Genomic DNA, 16895 nt, shown 5'->3' with positions numbered 1-16895 from the left:
GGGGGGGGGGGTTTTTTTTTACCCGCCCCCCCCCGGGGCGGGGGGGGGGCCCCCCCCCCCGGGCCCCCCCACGGCGCCCGGCGGAGCACGGCGACGTACCTGTTGGAAGTCGGCGAGGGCCCGGCGGCCACCCGGGCGCTGGAGGCGGCCTCCGGAACAGGTCAGATCACCGGCGGCCGACCCAGTCGCGTCATCCGCCACACCGTGCTCCACCGCATCGGCCGCCGCGGCGGGCACGGCACCCGAACACCCTCGAAGAACCCGGACCACCACGCCTTGAGCCCGGACATCGGCGGCCGGCGGACCAGCGTGTACAGCACCCAGGAGGTGAGGTAGACCGGCACCAGCGGGGCGGGCAGGTGGCGCCTGGCCAGCCACACCCGGTTCCGGGCCGTCATCCGGTAGTAGGCGGCGTGACGGGCCGGGTCGGTGCGCGGGTGCTGCAGCACCAGGTCGGCGCGGTAGTCGATCCGCCAACCCGCGTCCAGCGCACGCCAGGCGAAGTCGGTCTCCTCGTGCGCGTAGAAGAACTCGGCGGGGAACAGGCCGACCTGGTCCATCACGCTCATGCGGATCGCGTGCCCGCCACCCAGGAACGTCGTGACCGGACCGGACTGCAGCGGATCGCTCGCGCCGAAGCGGGGCACGTGGCGGCGCTGGGTGAACCCGGTCTCATCCGCGATCCGGAAGCCGACGATGCCCAGCTCCGAGTCCCGCTCGAAGGCGTCCCGGATCAGCCGGAACGTGTCGGTGCGGGGCAACAGCCCGTCGTCGTCCAGGACGACCAGCACGTCCGTGCCGCCCAACTCTCGCAGCCGCTCGACACCGGCGTTGCGGCCCCCGGGGATGCCGAGGTTCTCCGGCAGCTCCACCGCGTCCACCCACCCCGGCAACTCGGGCAGCTCCACGCCCTGCCCGAGCACGACGGTCCGAACGCCGCTGTCGCCGCCGTCCTGGGCCCGTACCGACTCCAGCAGCGCCGCCAGCTCCGCAGGCCGGTTCCCCATCGTCAGCACCACCACGCCCAGCATGACGCCCATCGCACCCGACCCTTCGAAGAACCTTCATGATCTCGCCGACACCACGGCCCTGCTCTTCATCGACAGTGTCTGCCAGGGCTCGGCCTTCCACCGGGTCTCCCTCCGCAGTCCCGGGCAGCGGCGTTCCCGCCCCCGGGTGGACACCCGCACATCATCCGCTTCGTGGATCAGCCCTACCACCGTTCCCCACCGTCCACCCCCCACCCGCCTCCCGGCGGGTGCCCGCCCCGGGGCCTCGCCGCGCCAGGCCGCATGTGGAGCTGATGGAGCACGGCCACGCACCTGTCAGGCAGTGAGCGCAATGTCCAGGTATGCCTGCACCGGCTCGAAGAGCCCGTACGGGACGTACTCGGGGATCTCGGCAAGTGCCACCCACGTGAAAGCGTCCAGTTCGTCCGTGTCCACCACCGCAGCGGTGCCGCCGACGACCTCGCAGGCCGCGTACGACATCAACCGACCCGTCTTCGGATGCACCCGCTCACCCAGGAATCCGACGACGGCCACACCCAGCCCAGCCTCCTCCGCGGTCTCGCGAACGGCCGCCTCCTCGGGCGACTCGCCAGCCTCGATCTCACCGGCCGGGAACTGCCACGACAGCTGGCCCTCGCTAACCCGCCGCCGGACCATCAGGACTCGGCCTTCATGAACCACAATCGCGGCGGCAATCCCCGGGCGTTCCTCCGCACTCTGCTGTGTCATGTCTGCACCTCCGAGACGGCCAGGATGGGTGGGCAGATCGTATCGACGTCTATGAAGCGGGCCACCGAGCTTCGGGGGACCCACATCACGTCGATGATCCCAAACGATAGCTTTGCGCAACGCCTGGTTGGCTCAGCATCAGCGTCGCGTACCAGGCGCCACCGCCCCAGGCTCAGCGGATCGAGCGGATCATCGCAGTCAGCCGGGCGAGTCCAGAGAGGGCTGTTGCGCGTTGAACGCCTGTAGCCCCATGTCTCGTAACTGCCCGGAGTCCCGGGCAGCAGCGTTTCACCTATGCACTCCAAGGTTTCCAGGCATCGGTGCCGATCTCGACTCCGAACGGCTCCGGAAGCCGGACCGATTCGCCGAACTTCCACTCCCCCAGCACCTTGTACGTCCCCTCAGCCTTGTTCGGCCCGCCGAACAGCGTGACGCCAGACTGCCGCGGGTCCCGGTCCACCAGCAGGTAGTAGGGCACCCCGGCCTGCGCGTACCCCTGCCTCTTGGCACGGCGATCATTCTGCGCGCTGAGAGGCGCAGTCACTTCGGCAACCAGACTGATGTCAGCTGGTCGAAGGTACCGGTCATTCGCCTCCGCCATGATCGCCGATTCGACCTCTGAGGTCATTACTACGAGGTCCGGAACATAGCCGTCCCCAGTCTCCGCAAGGTCGAGACCAACCGCCTGCACCACCCGCCATCGGAAACACCGGTTCGCGAACTCGGCACAGAGCACCGCCCGTTGAATCCCCGAGACGGCCGCAGCATGACCACAACTTGGATAGGGCGTCACCACGAACTCCCCACCGATCACCTCAACCCGCAAGACCTCAGGCAACCGAAGGTGTTCATCGAGTTCGCCACGAGCCCACAGCGCATAGGCCGATTCGGGCAAGACCCACCCCCAGCCGCAACGACAGACGACATACTCCCCAACCTGGCCGCCCGCTGGTCGATGTGCTACCTCTGCACGATTCCTTCCCCCGAACGAGAGGTTTGCGTGCCAGCAGGTTGACGCTCAACGCCCCTCACACGTCGAAGCCGAGCACAGAGCTCGGAGCCGAAGCGTGTCCGCCCGCCCATGGGAGCGGGTACCTTCCGAGTACGGCCGTGCACCCGGAAGGGAACCACCATGACCCAGTGGACGGACTACACCACGGGCGAGCGCATCAAGCTCCTACGCGGGCCAGACATGACACAGGAACAGCTCGCCGAAGCGTCAGGCCTATCCGTGGCAACGATCCGCAAGGCGGAACGCAACCTCGGCGGCAGCCTCCAGACGCTGTTGCGAATCTCGGCCGCGCTGCACACCGACGTGTCGGTGATCCTCGGCCAACAGGCTCCCCGTCGTGCGATGCACGGCGCCGACCGGGCGATGATGCGCGAGCTGTCCCGCACCGTCCACGACACCGCAGCCGGCGTCGGCGTCGATGTACAGCCCCCACCCCCAGCCGAACTCGCGGCCGGACTCGCCGCCGCGTGGAAGGCCTACCGCTCCGGCGACTACGTGGGCGCAGGAGTACGCATCGCCCCAGCGCTGCGCGAAGCCGCTGCCGCCCTGAAGGCTGCTCCGGTCGACCAGGAGATTACGGCGGCAGGCATCCTCGCGGACGCCTACCGGCTCGCCGCCTACGTGGCGAACCAGTTCGGCGCCCGTGATCTCGCGTACGCCGGAATCGGGCACGCGCAACAGCAAGCCGACCGCGCCGGGGACACCGTCCGCTCGGCCATGGTCGCGTCCGGCCGGTCGTGGATCTACGTGCGCGATGCCCGGCTCGACCAAGCGGAGGCAACCGCCCGCATGTCGTACGAGTCCATTGAGCCCAGGTACGGGGACCGGGACCTCGGGATGCTCGCCACCTACGGGTGGCACGTGACCTTCGCGGCCGTCGTCGCTGCCCGCCAGGGAGACGTGGATGCCGCTGACGATCTACTGTCGCAGGGGCGTGCGGTAGCGGCCCGGATGGGCCGGGATGTGAGGGTGAACGGCACGGCGTTCGGACCGGCAACGGTCACCGCACAGGCGATCGGGATCTCCGTCTCAACCGGTCGGCCTGGCAAGGCACTCAGCCTGTTCGAGTCGATCGGCGACACGAGTTCGCTCACCCCGTCGGCGCGCAACCGGATGCTGCTGGATGTGGCACTCGCACAGGCCGAGACTCGGCAGTCCGACACCGCCCTGGACACCCTGCTCGAGGTGTGCTCGGCCGCGCCTGGTTGGGCTCGGCATCAGGGACTGCCCGGTGTGATCGCACAGAAGGCGAGCGCGGGCAGCGCCACCACGGCCAAGCTGCGCAAGCTCTCATCGATCCTCGGAACATCCGTGATCATCAGCTGAGGAGTGATACGAGACGTGTCACTCGGCGCCGGTACGACTTCAAGAAGTGACACATCCCATCCGTTCACGGACGGTAAGACCTCCGCGACATTAGGTGCATGCTGACGCTTCATCATCAGCGGCCGACGCCCACACGCGTTCCGGTCGCCCTCTACGTCTCAGCGCCGAATTCTGTCGTCGGCCACGCCCGGGGGATTCGGTGACGACGACGAGCCGCGTGACGCACTCCCCGGCCCGATATCGGCGCCGCATCGCCCGTCGTCCGAAGACGGTCGTTCTCCAGGCGGACTCTTTCTGCAACCTGGACTGCACCTACTGCTACCTGCCCGACCGCAAGCGGCGGGCCCCAATGTCGGTCGCGATCGCCGAGGCGGTGGCCCGCTCCGTCGCCGAGTTCGCCGATACCGCTTCGCCGGAGCCGGTCGAGGTGGTCTGGCATGCCGGCGAGCCACTGGCCGTCGGCCGAACGCGACTCGCGGAGCTGCTGGCCCCCTTCGAGCCGTTGCGGCAGGCCGGGTTGGTAGAGCACTCGGTGCAGACCAACGCCGTACTGATCACCCCGGCCTGGTGCGACTTCCTCACCGCATACGGGTTCCACGTCGGGGTGAGCATCGACGGCCCTTCCGCCCTCAACCAGCGGCGCATGGACTGGTCCGGACGCCCAGCCTTCGACCGGATCATGAAGGGCGTCGGGTGCCTGCGGGAGCACGGCGTACGGTTCTCGGCGATCGCGGTCGTCAGCGCGGAGAGCATCGGCGACCCCGAGGGCCTGCTCGACTTCATGGCCGACCTCGGCTGCCACACGGTGGGCCTGAACATGGAGGAGAGGGAAGGCGTCAACACCGACCGGGCGGTTCCCACCCCCGAGCAGGCCCGCGCGTTCTGGCGCCGCACCATCGCGTGGACGCGCCGCAACCGCGACCTGGCCGTCCGCGAGGTCGACCGACTCGGCGGCTACCTGCGAGATGTTCGCGTCGGACACAGGGCTGCCTGGGACGGCGTGTTGATCGACCCGATCCCGACCGTCGCCTCCAACGGCGACGTCGTCCTGCTTTCGCCCGAACTCGCCGGGATCAACGACCCGACCTACGAGGACTTCCGGGCCGGGAACGTCCTGGAACGGAGCATCGGCTCGATGCTGGACGGCGCCCACCGCCTGCGCTACGTGCGCGAGTTCCTCACTGGCCTGGACGTGTGTGAGGCCACCTGCGACTTCTTCGGCTTCTGCCGAGGGGCTCAGGCGGGCAATCGCTACTTCGAGAACGGCCGCCTGGACACCACGGAGACGAACTACTGCCGCGTGTCCCGGCAGGCCCTGGTCACCGCCCTGTCCGATACCGTCCAAGAGGAGCAAGCCGCATGACCCTGCTCGAACTGCTCGCTGCGAGCAACACCGCCGTCGTCGCGGACCTCACCGGCCTCACCGTGACCGACCCCACCGCCGGGCCGTTCGACAATCGGCCCACCTGGGACAACTGGTCGAACAAGAACAAGGGCAAGTAACGCCACCCGGACCACTCCGGACCCGCACCAGTTGGTGCGGGTCCGGCCCGACCTTCGAGAGAACGGAGCCTCCCATGGACGGCATCACCTTCGGCCGTGTCACCGTGACCCTGCCCCACCTGAACGAGCCCGGCCTGTACCTGTCCAACGTCACCACCCTGGACTCCGCCCGGGGCATCGTCCAGGACTTCCAGTACGGTGACGCCGACCTGCGGGTTCTGGATCTCGCCGAGACCCGCCTCATCACCGGCCGCATCTCCAACGTGCGGGCCGACCGCGTGCAGCTCGACCAAGTCCGCCTCGACTCGGTCGAGTTCGACACCTGCGACCTCGCCGCGGCCCGCATCACCGACAGCAAGCTCTCCCGCGTCGTCTTCCGCAACTGCAAGATCATGGGCGCCGGGCTCAACGGCGTGACCCTGGACAACGTCCTCTTCGACAACTGCAAGCTCGACTACACGACCTTCGAGCAGATCCGCGCCGCAGGCGCGGTCGTCTTCTCCAAGTGCGGGCTCACCGAGGCGTCGTTCACCAGCTGCGACCTCGGCGGCGCGGTCCTCGACACCTGCAACCTGCGGCTGGCCGAGTTCGGCCGGGGCAAGTACCAAGGCCTTGACCTGCGACGAAACGACCTGACCGCGCTGAGAGGCGTCGCCAACCTCGGCAAGGTCCTCATCGACCGCACCCAGCAGGCCGAACTCGCCGAAGCCCTGATCGCCGAGCTGGACGTGACCTTCGCCGAAACCCTCGACGACCGGTGAACCACGCCCGGGAGGAACCCGAGTGACTCTCGCGATCGCCCACACCGACCCCGCCGCCCTCATCGCCAGGTGTGACAGCGCCGGCGCCCGCACCGCTCGCGGCAAGCCCGAGTACAAAAACGGGGCCGTCCTCCCGGTCGGCCCCTGGCAACCCCTCACTGCCGCGCTGGCCGCTGAACTCCGCCCGACCGAGCAGAGCGACAGCACGCTGGTGGAACTGGTGAAGCTGCCCGACGGCCCGCCGCCGGCCACCCTTGCCACCCTCGCCAACCGACTCGGCGACCCCGACGCCGTCCACCTCGGCCAAGCAACGAGCCCGGCCAAGGCCCTCACCACCACCCCGAATCACCAGGACGGCCGCCGTATCGGCCTGCACATCGACAACTGGGACAGGCTCCACTACCAGGCCAAGAACACCGGTCGCCGACGCCTGTGCTTCAACCTCGGCCCGGGAACCCGCTACCTCCTGCTCGGCAGCCTCGACATCCGCGCCGTCTGCCGCGCTCTCCACACCGACCCCGAGGACCGCTTCCCGCACACCGACGACCTGCGGGCCTACACCGCTCTCGGGCTGCCCCTGCGTGTCTTCCGGCTGCGACTCGACCCCGGCGAGGGCTACATCGCCCCTACCGAACTACTGCCCCACGACGGCTCCACCGAGGGCCAGCCCCAACCCTCCACCGCCACGTTCTGGCTCGGCCACTGGCCGCGCGGCGTCCTGGCCTCGCTGATCTGACACCGGCCCGTACGAGCTCTTCCACTGCCCGTGATGGCGGCAGCGCCGCGCCCGACCCCCATTCACGTAGGAGACTTCCATGGCTGCTGCGCCGCCACAAAGCCCCCGCCCGATCACGCCTCGGCTGCCGACCGACCCGACCTTCGACCAGGAGCTGTGCGCACTCGTACTCGACACCGCACCCCGCCTGTTCGCCGTCGTCCAGGTCTGGGGCGAGGGCCTCCCGGACGTCGACGGGTGGGTCGCGGCCTGGGGGGTCGCCGACCACAGCGGGCGAACACACGTGATCAGCATCGACGGAGAGGCGCGATTGACCCTCGCGTCTCCCAACCGGGCCTTGCGCCATTTCGCCGGGCGACCGGGGATCACTGCACGGCTGGTCTGGCTCGCGCAGCCGAGCGCAGCCGCAGTGGAGCAGGCCGAAGCTGCCTGACCTCGGCCAGCCGACACGAGCGGGCTGGTAGCTGCGCCAGGGTGCCGGCCCGGCCGCCCAGAAACCTGCGCAGCTATCGCCGTGGCTCGCGAGCCCTTCCACGCCTGGCACTTCTTGCGGTGCTCCCTTGGCCCGCCAAGGGAGAACCGCCGTCAACGCGTCAGTGCACTGGTCTCACGTTGAATGTCACAAACAACTCACGCTGCGTCAAATGCCGTGGTAAGTTCCGTAATTCAACCGAAAATAGGTGACCCCGGCAGCGCGCCAACGCTCCGGGGTCCGGCACCAGGAGCCAACACTCCCCATGCGTGTCCATCGTAGCGCCCACGTGCGCAACTTCACCGTGCTACCCAACGCCGTGCTCCAGTACCGGCGGTTGAGCTACACCGCCCGAGGCCTCCTCGCCGACCTCCTCTCCCGCCCCGACGACTGGCGCGAGGACGGGCGGCACATGGCCGACAGCAGCCCGCAGGGGCGTGGCGCCGTCCGCAAGGCGTTGAAGGAGCTGACCGAGGCCGGGTACTACCGGGTCGAGAAGATCCGGATGCCCGACGGCACGATCATCACCGAAACCCACGTCTACGACACCCCGCACCTCACAGCGCCGCCGGGTACCACCCGTCCGGCGCCCGGTGAAGCGGCAACCGGCCCTGCTGGCAGCCCTGTTGTAAAGGAACGGCAGCAAGAACCCTCCCTCCCCCCGAGCCCGGCAGACGAAAGCAACCGGGGAGGAGAGGAGGAACCACCCGAGATCCGCGAAGCGGTCGCCACGCTGTTCCGGGTGATCCGCCCCGAGCCCCGGCTGCGCCTGGGCGAGGCCGAAGCCGCCGCACTCGCGCCCCTCGTCGCCCAGTGGCTGCAACGCGGCGCGACCCACGCCGACCTCGCCCAGGCCCTGCTGCCGGGCCTGCCCACCCCGATGCACTCGGCGACCGCCGTGCTCCGCTACCGCCTGGAGCACAAGATGCCGCCCGCACGGCCCGTTGCACAGCCACCGGCCCGGTACGCCGAGTGCGCCAAGTGCCACGACCCCGTGCCCCGACCGGGCATCTGCCGCCCGTGCGCCGGCCTGGCCACCCGAACCTCCACGGCCCGCGAGGGCGCGGACGTGGCCGCCGCAGGTGCCGCCCGAGTCCGAACCGCCCTGCGCTCCGCAATGACCGGCAGTCGACCTGCACAGATCGCAGCCTGAGACAGGCTCCCACCAGTCCGAAGGGGCACCGCAGGGACAGGGCCCTCTCGCTTCCGACAGGTGCTTCGCCCTGCTCCACCAGCGCCACGCGCCGCCTGGCCAGGTGGCGCGTGGCGAGGGCCGGGGCGGGCACCCGCCGATAGGCGGGTGGGGGGTGGATGGCGGGGAACGGCGGTAGAACTCCCCGACGAAGCAGGTCACGCGCGGGTGTTCACCCAACGACGGGCGAAATGGCGCCCGGGCTCTAACGGGCCCGGGCGACCAGGCTCCACAGGCGGGACGGGGCGGGCAGGCCGAGTTCGGTGCGCAGCCGGCGTTCGTAGCGGGCGACGTCCTGGAGGGCGTCGCCGGGGTTGCCCTCGGCGAGGTGGGCGCGGATGAGGCACGCCTGGCTGCTCTCGCGCAGCGGGTCGGCGCGGACGGCGGCGCCTGCCGCGGCCACGGCCTCCGGGAACCGGTCGGAACCGACGAACGCGCGGGCCAGGGCCTCCAGGGCGTGCACCCGCAGGCGCCGCCAGTTGTCGGCCTCCAGCAGCGCCCAGTCCTCGTACCAGCCCGGCAGCAGGTCCGCCGAGAGGTCCTCCACCGCGGCCAGCCCGAAGGCGTCCCGGCCCGGCACCGTACCGGGGGCCAGGATCCGGCGGGCCAGCGACCGGGCGTCGCGCAGGTCCACGACGACGCCGTCGGCCGGTCTCAGCTCGGCCGGGCCGATCTCCAGCGCCGCACGGCCCGCCGCCGGCAGGCGGGACAGCGCCGAGCGCAGGCTGGCCAGCGCGCAGCGCTCCGTGGCGTCCGGCCACAGCGTCCCGGCGACCAGCCCGCGCGGCACGTTCCCGTTGCAGCACAGCGCGACGAACGCGAGTAATCGCTCCGCCCCCGCAGACACGGCCACCGGCGCGCCGCCCGCCGAAAGGGCGAAGCCGCCGAGCAGGCCCAGTCGAACGCCCGCGCCACTGCCCTGCGGGCGCCGATCGCCGCAGGCCATCGAACCACCCACTCTTCGCGTACGGACGAGCCTCTTCTCCATGCTGCTCCGCACGCCGCACGCTGTCGACCCCAGCAGACTTCAGCCGACCTCAACAGACCTCAACCGACCTCAGTCGAAGTTGACGCAGTACCCGACCGGGATCGACGCCGTGACCCGGCCGGACGTCAGGTCGATCGCCCGCGCGGTGGCGTTCTTCGTCCCGCAGTTGAACGGGTTGCCGGTGACGTCGCCGAAGCTGCCGCCCGCGAACCCGGCGTTCCGCACCGCCGTCACGGTCTGCGACCACTCCACGGTGCCGGTCGAGTTCAGGATGATCTGCAGCCGCACCCGGCCGTCGACGTTGAAGTGGTCACCGCTGAGCTCCAGTCGGCCGTTCGTGTCGTCGGCCCAGATCCGCACCGCCAGCCGCCGGTCGTCGGCCTGGGCATTGTCGGACTTCGCCTGCGCCCGGGTCTCCGGCGTCACGCACACGGTGTCGCCGACCCAGCCCTCGCGCCAGACGAAGCCCTGGACGCAGAAGCCGTCCGCCTGGGTCCGGAAGGGCACCTGGCTGTTGTCGAACGCCGCCTGGGAGCGGACGTCCGGGGTCACGCAGACGTGGTCCCCCGGCCGGGCGTCCCGCCAGACGAAGCCCTGGCGGCAGGTGTCCGGGCCGAAGTCCTGGGCGTGTGCCGGGAACGCGCCCAGCGCGCCGCCGCCGAGCGCCAGGACCGCGGCCACGGCCGTGCTCGCCCCGGCCCGCAGGATCCGTCGAGTGCTCATCGTCAGCACCTCCTCGAAGAACCTGCGCCCAGCCTGCACCGCCCCCCGTCACACCACCGTGACGCCCGGGCAGTGCATGGCGCCAATCCGATCACCGGCTCCATGGGTGGTCACCCATGGAGCCGGTGGCCAGACAGTGAGCGCGATGTCCAGGTATGCCTGCACCGGCTCGAACAGCCCGTACGGCACGTACTCGGGGATCTCGGCGAGCGCCACCCACGCGATGGCGTCCAGCTCGTCCGTATCCACCACCTCAGCGGTACCGCCGAAGCCGTCGCAGGCGGTGTACGACATCAGCCGACCAGTCTTCGGATGCAGCCTCTGGCCCAGGAAACCGACGGCGGCCACACCCAGTCCGGTCTCCTCCGCAGTCTCGCGAACCGCCGCCCCCTCGGGCGACTCACCAGCCTCGATCTCACCGGCCGGGAACTGCCACGACAGCTGGCCCTCACCGACCCGCCGCCTCACCATCAGGACGCGGCCTCCGTGGACCACGACCGCGGCGGCAATTCCCGAGCGTTCCTCCGCACTCTGCTGCGTCACGTCTGCACCTCCAGGACGGCCGGGACGGGTGGGGAATCGTATCGACGTCGATGAAGCGGGCCACCAAGTTTCGAGGAACCCACATCACGTCGATGTCCTCGACAGCGTCATTGTTGGCTGCCGCACGAACATTCCGAACGAGAGGTTCACCCAGCGGACAGTTGACGAAAAGCTCGTCCGCCAGCGCTGTGGACGGTCACGCGCGGTGCACGCGGCAACATCGGCGTGGAGTGGCTCAGCGGATCGAGCGGATCACCGCACTCAGCCAGCGTCAGCTCACCTTGAGGCGATCCATGAGGTCGTCGACGCCGTCGACCTGGCGGTAGGACTGGAACACCGGGGCGAGTTCGCGTACCAGGGTGACGCACCGTTCGGCACCGATCCGGGTGGCGAGGTCGAGGGACTGGTTCGTGACGGCGAGGGCCTGTTCGACCTCGCGTGCCTGTAGGAGGCTGCGGGCCTCGTATGCCAGGAAGATCCCGCGGGTCTTGTCGCGGGAGCGTGGCAAGAGACTCATGCCCTCGTCGATGCGGGCGTGCGCTTCGCCGGGACGGCGGAGGTCGAGCATGCACTGGCCGGAGTCGACGGCCAGGTCTGCCGCGCTCATCCACCGGCACCAGCCTGGGGCCTGGTCGGGGCTGTCGGTCAGCAAGGCCGCCTCGGCGGCGGTGAGGTCGCGGTGACAGTCGGAGGCAGCACCAAGGGCGGCGTGTGCGCGGGCCCGGCGGAGGTAGAGCAGGGACCGGGCGGTGGGGTGCTGGGTGTGGATGAGCGCCTGGCTGAGCGGTTCGACGGCGGCATCGGGCTGGGTGAGCCAGATCGACTGGTAGGCGAAGTCGGAGAGGATGCCGGCGCCGAGGTCGCGGTCGCGGGCGGCGTGCGCGTTGGTGAGCGCCGCGTTCCAGAGCTTGCCCGCCGCGAAGTGATGCCCCTGGTCGAAGCGGTGCCAACCGCAGGTGCTGGCCAGGGAGGCGGCCAGCAGGTGAAGCCGCCGGCCGACGGGTTCGGTGTAGCGACCGTGTTCCAGCAGGTCGATCACGGTGTCGAGCTGAGCATCGATCAGCTTGGATGTGCGCTGGCGCTGTTCGGTGGGCAGGGCGGTCAACATGGCACTGGTGCCTTCCAGCCAGTCGACCAGTTCGGCGTCGACGCGATTGCCGTTCAGAGCAGTGGTGAGTCGGTCGGGTTCGAGGGCGGCCCACTGGGCCGAGAGCCCGGCCAGCGCAAGCGCACTGAAGGTCATGAAGGTGCGGCGGCGATGGTCCATGGCGGCTCTCTGTGCGTCTCGAAGTGCGTGAACGGTGGATGCCGCCCCGAGCGGCACCGGTTGTTCCTGGCCGGGCAGCCAGTGGGGCCACTCGAAGGCTTCCAGGTCGGTGATCGGGACGTCGAAGGCTTCAGCGATCAGGAGCTGGGATTCGACGCTGGGCGTCTTGCGCCAGTTCTCCCACTTGCTGACGGCGGCCTTGTCGGTGCCGGAGCGAAGGCCTTCGGGCCTGCTCCTGGCGGCGTGGTGGATGCGGGCCGCGAGGTCGGTCTGGGACCAGCCGCGAAGCGCGCGGGCGTACGCGAGGGGGTGCCGGATCTGGTCGTCCACGACGCCAATTCCATCATCGACGGTGACCGTGAGCCTACTGCGAGCGATACCCGGACCACCCCGGGACTACAGACAAAGCCTGGTTGGTGACCGTGAGTTGGGCTCTACTCGTCGTGCACCGAAGAAGTTCCTTCGCGAAGCGGAAGGAGTCCGCACATGAAACGACGTGCTGCGGTCATCGGCCTTGGCCACCAGGCGCTGGAAGACCACCTGCCCGGCCTGCTCGGCTCCAGCAGGGCCGAACTCGTCGCCATCTGCGACAGCAACCCCAACACCCTGCGGCGGCGGCAGGAACAGCTTCAAGTCCCCGGATTCACTCGCACCGGTGAGCTGTTGGACACCGTGGCCCCAGACTTCGTGGTCGTCGCCGTCCCGCACCACGCCGGCCGGGAGATTGTCCAGGAGTGTGCCGCCCGGGGCGTCCATGTCCTCAAGGAGAAGCCGTTCGCCACCAGCGTGCAGGAGGCCCGGGAGCTCGCCCAGGTCTGCCAGGCCGGTCAGGTCGAGCTGATGGTCACCCTCCAGCGGCGGTTCAACCCGATCCACGCGAGCGTCGCCGGGCTGCTGGACCAGATCGGCACCCCGTTCCTGATCGACGGCCAGTACACATTCCACACCGACGGCCCCGGTGCCGGGTGGCGCGGGGACATCCGGCAGGCTGGCGGCGGCTGCATCATCGACATGGGATACCACCTCATTGACCTGCTGCTGTGGTACTTCGGCATGCCCAGCCGGGTCATCGCCGAGTTCTCCACCGCCGCCGTTCCCGGAGGCGGATACGACGCCGAAGACACCGCCGTCATCCAGCTCGGCTACGACGCCGGCCTGTACGGCTCGGTGCTGCTGTCTCGGTGGGTGGCTCCGAAGACCGAGCGGCTACACGTGGTCGGCACCCGTGGCTCGGTGCTGCTGACCAAGGGGCAGGTCCAGCGGCTCGACCTCACCAGCGCGATTGTGGAGGAGCTGACCCGCCCGCACGCCTCCGCCTCCGCCGCAACCACACAGATCGACTACTTCTGCCGGGTCCTCGATGGCGAGAGGCCGAACATCTCCGGCCCGGACCAGCACCTCGCGCACGCCGAACCGCCCTGCGCTCCGCAATGACCGGCACTCGGCCTGCACAAATCGCAGCCTGAGACAGGTTCCATCAGCGCCGCCTGGCCCGGCGGCGCGCGGCGAGGGCCAGGGCGGGCACCCGCCGGCAGGCGGGTGGGGGGTGGATGGTGGGGAACGGCGGTAGAACCACTCAACTAAGCAGACCACGCGCGGGTGTTCACCCGGTGGCGGAGACGCCGCTGCCCGGGACTCCACGAAGGAGTCCCGGGCAGCGGTTGACGATCGACGATCGACGAGCGACCTCAGACGTTGAAGCCGAGCGCCCGCAGCTGGTCGCGGCCGTCGTCGGTGATCTTGTCCGGGCCCCACGGCGGCATCCAGACCCAGTTGATCCGCAGGTCCTGGACCAGGCCGTCGGTGGCGGTCTTGGCCTGGTCCTCGATGACGTCGGTCAGCGGGCAGGCCGCCGAGGTGAGCGTCATGTCGATGGTGGCCACGTCGGACTCGTCGATGTGGATGCCGTAGATGAGGCCCAGGTTGACGACGTCGATGCCCAGTTCGGGGTCGACGACGTCCATCAGGGCCTCGGTCAGGTCCTCGACCGAGACGGTCCCGGCGGTGGTGCCGACGATGACGACACCGTTCGGCTGCTCCTCCGCGGCGGTGTCCGCAGCGGAGGCCGTGGCATCGGCGGTGGCGGCGGCGGTGGTGCTCTCGTCACTCATGGTCTTGTCCTCCCTCTGCAGGTTCAGTCGTTCACAACGGGGTGCTTGGCGAGCGCCTGGGCGGTGGCGTCCTTCCAGGCCATCCAGCTGAGCAGCGCGCACTTGACCCGGGCCGGGTACTTGGAGACGCCGGCGAACGCGACCGCGTCCTCCAGCACCTCCTCGTCGCCCTCGCCCTGGCCCTTGCTCTGCATCAGCTCCAGGAAGGCCTCCTGGACGGCCTGGGCCTCGCCGACGGTCTTGCCGACGACCAGCTCGTTCAGCACCGAGGCGCTGGCCTGGCTGATCGAGCAGCCCTGGGACTCGTACGAGACGTCGGCGACGGTCGCGCCGTCGAGCTTCACCCGCAGGGTGATCTCGTCGCCGCACGTCGGGTTGACGTGGTGCACCTCGGCGTCGCCGTCCCGCAGCCCCTTGCCCTTCGGGTTGCGGTAGTGGTCCAGGATGATGTCCTGGTACATCGAGTCGAGCTTCATGATCGTCCTGCCCTGTCCCGTCAGCCGAAGAAGTTCCGGACGTGGTGCAGGCCGTCGATCAGTGCGTCGACCTCGCCCGGCGTCGAGTACAGGTAGAACGACGCCCGCGTGGTCGCCGGAATTCCGTACCGGAGGCAGACCGGACGCGCGCAGTGGTGTCCGACGCGCACGGCGATGCCCTGCTCGTCCAGCACCTGGCCCACGTCGTGCGGGTGGATGTCGCCGAGGGTGAAGGAGATCGCGGCGCCGCGGTCCACGGCCGTGCGCGGACCGATGATCCGCAGGTCGGGGACCTCCAGCAGGCGCTCCACCGCGTACTCGGTGATCGCGTGCTCGTGCGCGGCGATCTTGTCCATGCCGATGGCCGACAGGTAGTCGATGGCCGCGCCGAGCCCGACCGCCTGGGCGATCGGCGGGGTGCCGGCCTCGAACTTGTGCGGCGCCGGGGCGTAGGTGGACGAGCCCATGGTGACGGTCTCGATCATCTCGCCGCCGCCGAGGAACGGCGGGAGGTCCTCCAGCAGCTCCTGGCGGCCCCAGAGCACGCCGATGCCGGTCGGGCCGAGCATCTTGTGGCCGGTGAAGGCGACGAAGTCGGCCTCCAGCGCCTGGACGTCGAGCACCATGTGCGGCGCGGCCTGCGAGGCGTCGATGACGACCAGCGCGCCGACCGACTGGGCCTTGCGGACGATCGTCTCGACCGGGTTGACGGTGCCGAGCAGGTTGGAGACCAGGGTGAAGGAGACCACCTTGGTCTTCTCGGTGATCAGCTCGTCGATGTCGGACAGGTCGAGCCGGCCCTCGTCGGTGAGCCCGAACCACTTGAGCTTCGCACCGGTGCGCTGCGAGAGCAGCTGCCACGGGACGATGTTGGAGTGGTGCTCCATCTCCGTGATCACGATCTCGGAGTCGGCGTCGACCTTGTACGGCTCGTCGGCCCAACCGAGCATGTTGGCAACGAGGTTGAGCGACTCGGAGGCGTTCTTGGTGAAGATCACCTCGTTGCGGCTCGGCGCGTTGACGAAGGCCGCGACCTTGTCGCGGGCGCCCTCGTACAGCGCCGTGGCCTCCTCGGCGAGCACGTGCACGCCGCGGTGGACGTTGGCGTTGTGCCGCTCGTAGTAGCCGTTCAGCGCCTCCAGCACCTGGCGCGGCTTCTGCGAGGTCGCCGCGTTGTCCAGGTAGACCAGCGGCTTGTCCTCGTGGAGCAGACGCTGCAGGACCGGGAAGTCCTTGCGGATCGCGTCGGTGTCCAGCAGTCCCGTAAAAGCGTGGGTCACTCGGAAGCGCCCCCCTTCACATACGCCTCGTAGCCCTCGTTCTCCAGCTTGTCGGCCAGCTCGGCGCCGCCGGACTCGACGATGCGGCCGCCCGCGAAGACGTGGACGTGGTCGGGCTTGATGTACCGCAGGATGCGGGTGTAGTGGGTCACCAGCAGGGTGCCGACCTCGCCGGTGGAGCGGACCCGGTTGATGCCCTCGGAGACGATGCGCAGCGCGTCGACGTCCAGGCCGGAGTCGGTCTCGTCGAGGATCGCGATCTTCGGCTTGAGGAGCTCCAGCTGGAGGATCTCGTGGCGCTTCTTCTCACCGCCGGAGAAGCCCTCGTTGACGTTGCGCTCGGCGAACGCCGGGTCCATCTGCAGGGCGGCCATCGCCTCCTTGACCTCCTTGACCCACAGCCGCAGCTTGGGGGCCTCGCCGCGGACGGCGGTGGCGGCGGTGCGCAGGAAGTTGGAGACCGAGACGCCGGGGACCTCGACCGGGTACTGCATGGCCAGGAAGACGCCGGCCTTGGCGCGCTCGTCGACGGACATCTCCAGGACGTCCTCGCCGTCCAGCAGCACGGTGCCGCCGGTGACGGTGTACTTCGGGTGGCCGGCCAGCGAGTAGGCCAGGGTGGACTTGCCGGAGCCGTTCGGACCCATGATGGCGTGGGTCTCGCCCTGCTTCACGGTCAGGTCGACGCCCTTCAGGATCTCGCGCGGGCCGTTCTCGGCGTCGACGGAGACGTGCAGGTCGCGGATTTCAAGGGTTGCCATGTGTA

General features: G+C 69.5%; 18 protein-coding genes and 1 pseudogene. 8 read left to right on the top strand and 11 right to left on the bottom strand.

Translation table 11 applies throughout. The annotated features are described in order from the left end of the window. Window positions 1-161: 161 nt before the first annotated feature. From ACFC1T_RS15470 to ACFC1T_RS15460, 3 genes are all read right to left on the bottom strand, one after another. The gene (locus tag ACFC1T_RS15470; protein WP_375888480.1) at window positions 162-1040 is read right to left on the bottom strand and encodes a glycosyltransferase family 2 protein; all 879 of its coding nucleotides are present in this window, start codon (window positions 1038-1040) and stop codon (window positions 162-164) included. 285 nt (window positions 1041-1325) lie between these two features. Further along, window positions 1326-1739, bottom strand: a complete 414-nt coding sequence (locus ACFC1T_RS15465; RefSeq protein WP_375888478.1) for an NUDIX hydrolase — start codon at window positions 1737-1739, stop codon at window positions 1326-1328. A 292-nt stretch (window positions 1740-2031) separates the two neighbouring features. Next, window positions 2032-2634 (bottom strand): Uma2 family endonuclease, encoded by a 603-nt coding sequence (locus ACFC1T_RS15460; RefSeq protein WP_375888476.1) that lies wholly within the window; start codon window positions 2632-2634, stop codon window positions 2032-2034. Window positions 2635-2871: 237 nt separating this feature from the next. On the opposite strand from ACFC1T_RS15460, the gene ACFC1T_RS15455 reads away from it, so the two are divergent. The 7 genes from ACFC1T_RS15455 (at window position 2872) to ACFC1T_RS15425 (ending at window position 8702) form a co-directional block, all read left to right on the top strand. After that, entirely contained in the window at window positions 2872-4077 is a 1206-nt protein-coding gene (locus ACFC1T_RS15455; protein ID WP_375888473.1) for a helix-turn-helix domain-containing protein, read from the top strand. A 217-nt stretch (window positions 4078-4294) separates the two neighbouring features. Beyond that, window positions 4295-5440, top strand: a complete 1146-nt coding sequence (amcB, locus tag ACFC1T_RS15450) for a cyclophane-forming radical SAM peptide maturase AmcB (protein ID WP_375888470.1) — start codon at window positions 4295-4297, stop codon at window positions 5438-5440. Further along, complete coding sequence (locus ACFC1T_RS15445; protein WP_375888468.1) at window positions 5437-5580, top strand: hypothetical protein; 144 nt, start codon at window positions 5437-5439, stop codon at window positions 5578-5580. The genes amcB and ACFC1T_RS15445 overlap by 4 nt, the downstream gene beginning before the upstream one ends. A gap of 74 nt (window positions 5581-5654) precedes the next feature. Continuing rightward, complete coding sequence (locus ACFC1T_RS15440; RefSeq protein ID WP_375888465.1) at window positions 5655-6341, top strand: pentapeptide repeat-containing protein; 687 nt, start codon at window positions 5655-5657, stop codon at window positions 6339-6341. A 22-nt stretch (window positions 6342-6363) separates the two neighbouring features. Beyond that, on the top strand, window positions 6364-7077 hold the full coding sequence (locus ACFC1T_RS15435; protein WP_375888462.1) for a hypothetical protein: 714 nt from the start codon (window positions 6364-6366) through the stop codon (window positions 7075-7077). A 79-nt stretch (window positions 7078-7156) separates the two neighbouring features. After that, window positions 7157-7510, top strand: a complete 354-nt coding sequence (locus ACFC1T_RS15430; RefSeq protein WP_375888459.1) for a hypothetical protein — start codon at window positions 7157-7159, stop codon at window positions 7508-7510. 304 nt (window positions 7511-7814) lie between these two features. After that, window positions 7815-8702: a hypothetical protein gene (locus ACFC1T_RS15425; RefSeq protein WP_375888457.1), complete on the top strand. Its 888-nt coding sequence runs from the start codon at window positions 7815-7817 to the stop codon at window positions 8700-8702. Window positions 8703-8946: 244 nt separating this feature from the next. Here the strand turns inward: ACFC1T_RS15425 and ACFC1T_RS15420 are convergent, their stop codons facing one another. The 4 genes and pseudogenes from ACFC1T_RS15420 to ACFC1T_RS15405 all read right to left on the bottom strand — a co-directional run bounded on the left by ACFC1T_RS15420 (window position 8947) and on the right by ACFC1T_RS15405 (window position 12592). Beyond that, window positions 8947-9729, bottom strand: a complete 783-nt coding sequence (locus ACFC1T_RS15420) for a BTAD domain-containing putative transcriptional regulator (RefSeq protein WP_375888454.1) — start codon at window positions 9727-9729, stop codon at window positions 8947-8949. A gap of 69 nt (window positions 9730-9798) precedes the next feature. Further along, a complete protein-coding gene (locus ACFC1T_RS15415) occupies window positions 9799-10452 on the bottom strand; it encodes a hypothetical protein (protein ID WP_375888451.1) in 654 nt (217 codons plus the stop codon). A 138-nt stretch (window positions 10453-10590) separates the two neighbouring features. Next, window positions 10591-10995 (bottom strand): annotated as a pseudogene (locus ACFC1T_RS15410) (NUDIX hydrolase); the annotation flags it as partial. 271 nt (window positions 10996-11266) lie between these two features. Next, window positions 11267-12592 (bottom strand): helix-turn-helix transcriptional regulator, encoded by a 1326-nt coding sequence (locus ACFC1T_RS15405; protein WP_375888448.1) that lies wholly within the window; start codon window positions 12590-12592, stop codon window positions 11267-11269. A gap of 156 nt (window positions 12593-12748) precedes the next feature. Here ACFC1T_RS15405 and ACFC1T_RS15400 point away from each other — a divergent pair, with 156 nt between their 5' ends. Beyond that, window positions 12749-13696, top strand: coding sequence for a Gfo/Idh/MocA family protein (locus tag ACFC1T_RS15400; RefSeq protein ID WP_375888445.1), 948 nt, complete (start codon window positions 12749-12751; stop codon window positions 13694-13696). Window positions 13697-13950: 254 nt separating this feature from the next. On the opposite strand, the gene ACFC1T_RS15395 is transcribed toward ACFC1T_RS15400, so the two are convergent. The 4 genes from ACFC1T_RS15395 to sufC form a co-directional block, all read right to left on the bottom strand. Then, a complete protein-coding gene (locus tag ACFC1T_RS15395) occupies window positions 13951-14280 on the bottom strand; it encodes a metal-sulfur cluster assembly factor (protein WP_031065274.1) in 330 nt (109 codons plus the stop codon). Between the two features lie 116 nt (window positions 14281-14396). Then, on the bottom strand, window positions 14397-14849 hold the full coding sequence (sufU, locus tag ACFC1T_RS15390) for a Fe-S cluster assembly sulfur transfer protein SufU (protein ID WP_375888443.1): 453 nt from the start codon (window positions 14847-14849) through the stop codon (window positions 14397-14399). Between the two features lie 20 nt (window positions 14850-14869). Then, window positions 14870-16129, bottom strand: a complete 1260-nt coding sequence (locus ACFC1T_RS15385) for a cysteine desulfurase (protein WP_375888440.1) — start codon at window positions 16127-16129, stop codon at window positions 14870-14872. After that, window positions 16126-16890: a Fe-S cluster assembly ATPase SufC gene (gene sufC, locus ACFC1T_RS15380; RefSeq protein WP_375888437.1), complete on the bottom strand. Its 765-nt coding sequence runs from the start codon at window positions 16888-16890 to the stop codon at window positions 16126-16128. The genes ACFC1T_RS15385 and sufC overlap by 4 nt, the downstream gene beginning before the upstream one ends. Between the last annotated feature and the right edge of the window lie 5 nt (window positions 16891-16895).

It is taken from the genome of Kitasatospora sp. NPDC056076 (assembly GCF_042266305.1).
Taxonomy (GTDB): domain Bacteria; phylum Actinomycetota; class Actinomycetes; order Streptomycetales; family Streptomycetaceae; genus Kitasatospora.
Note: the sequence above shows the minus strand (reverse complement) of the source record. Positions and strands in the feature narration are given on the sequence as shown.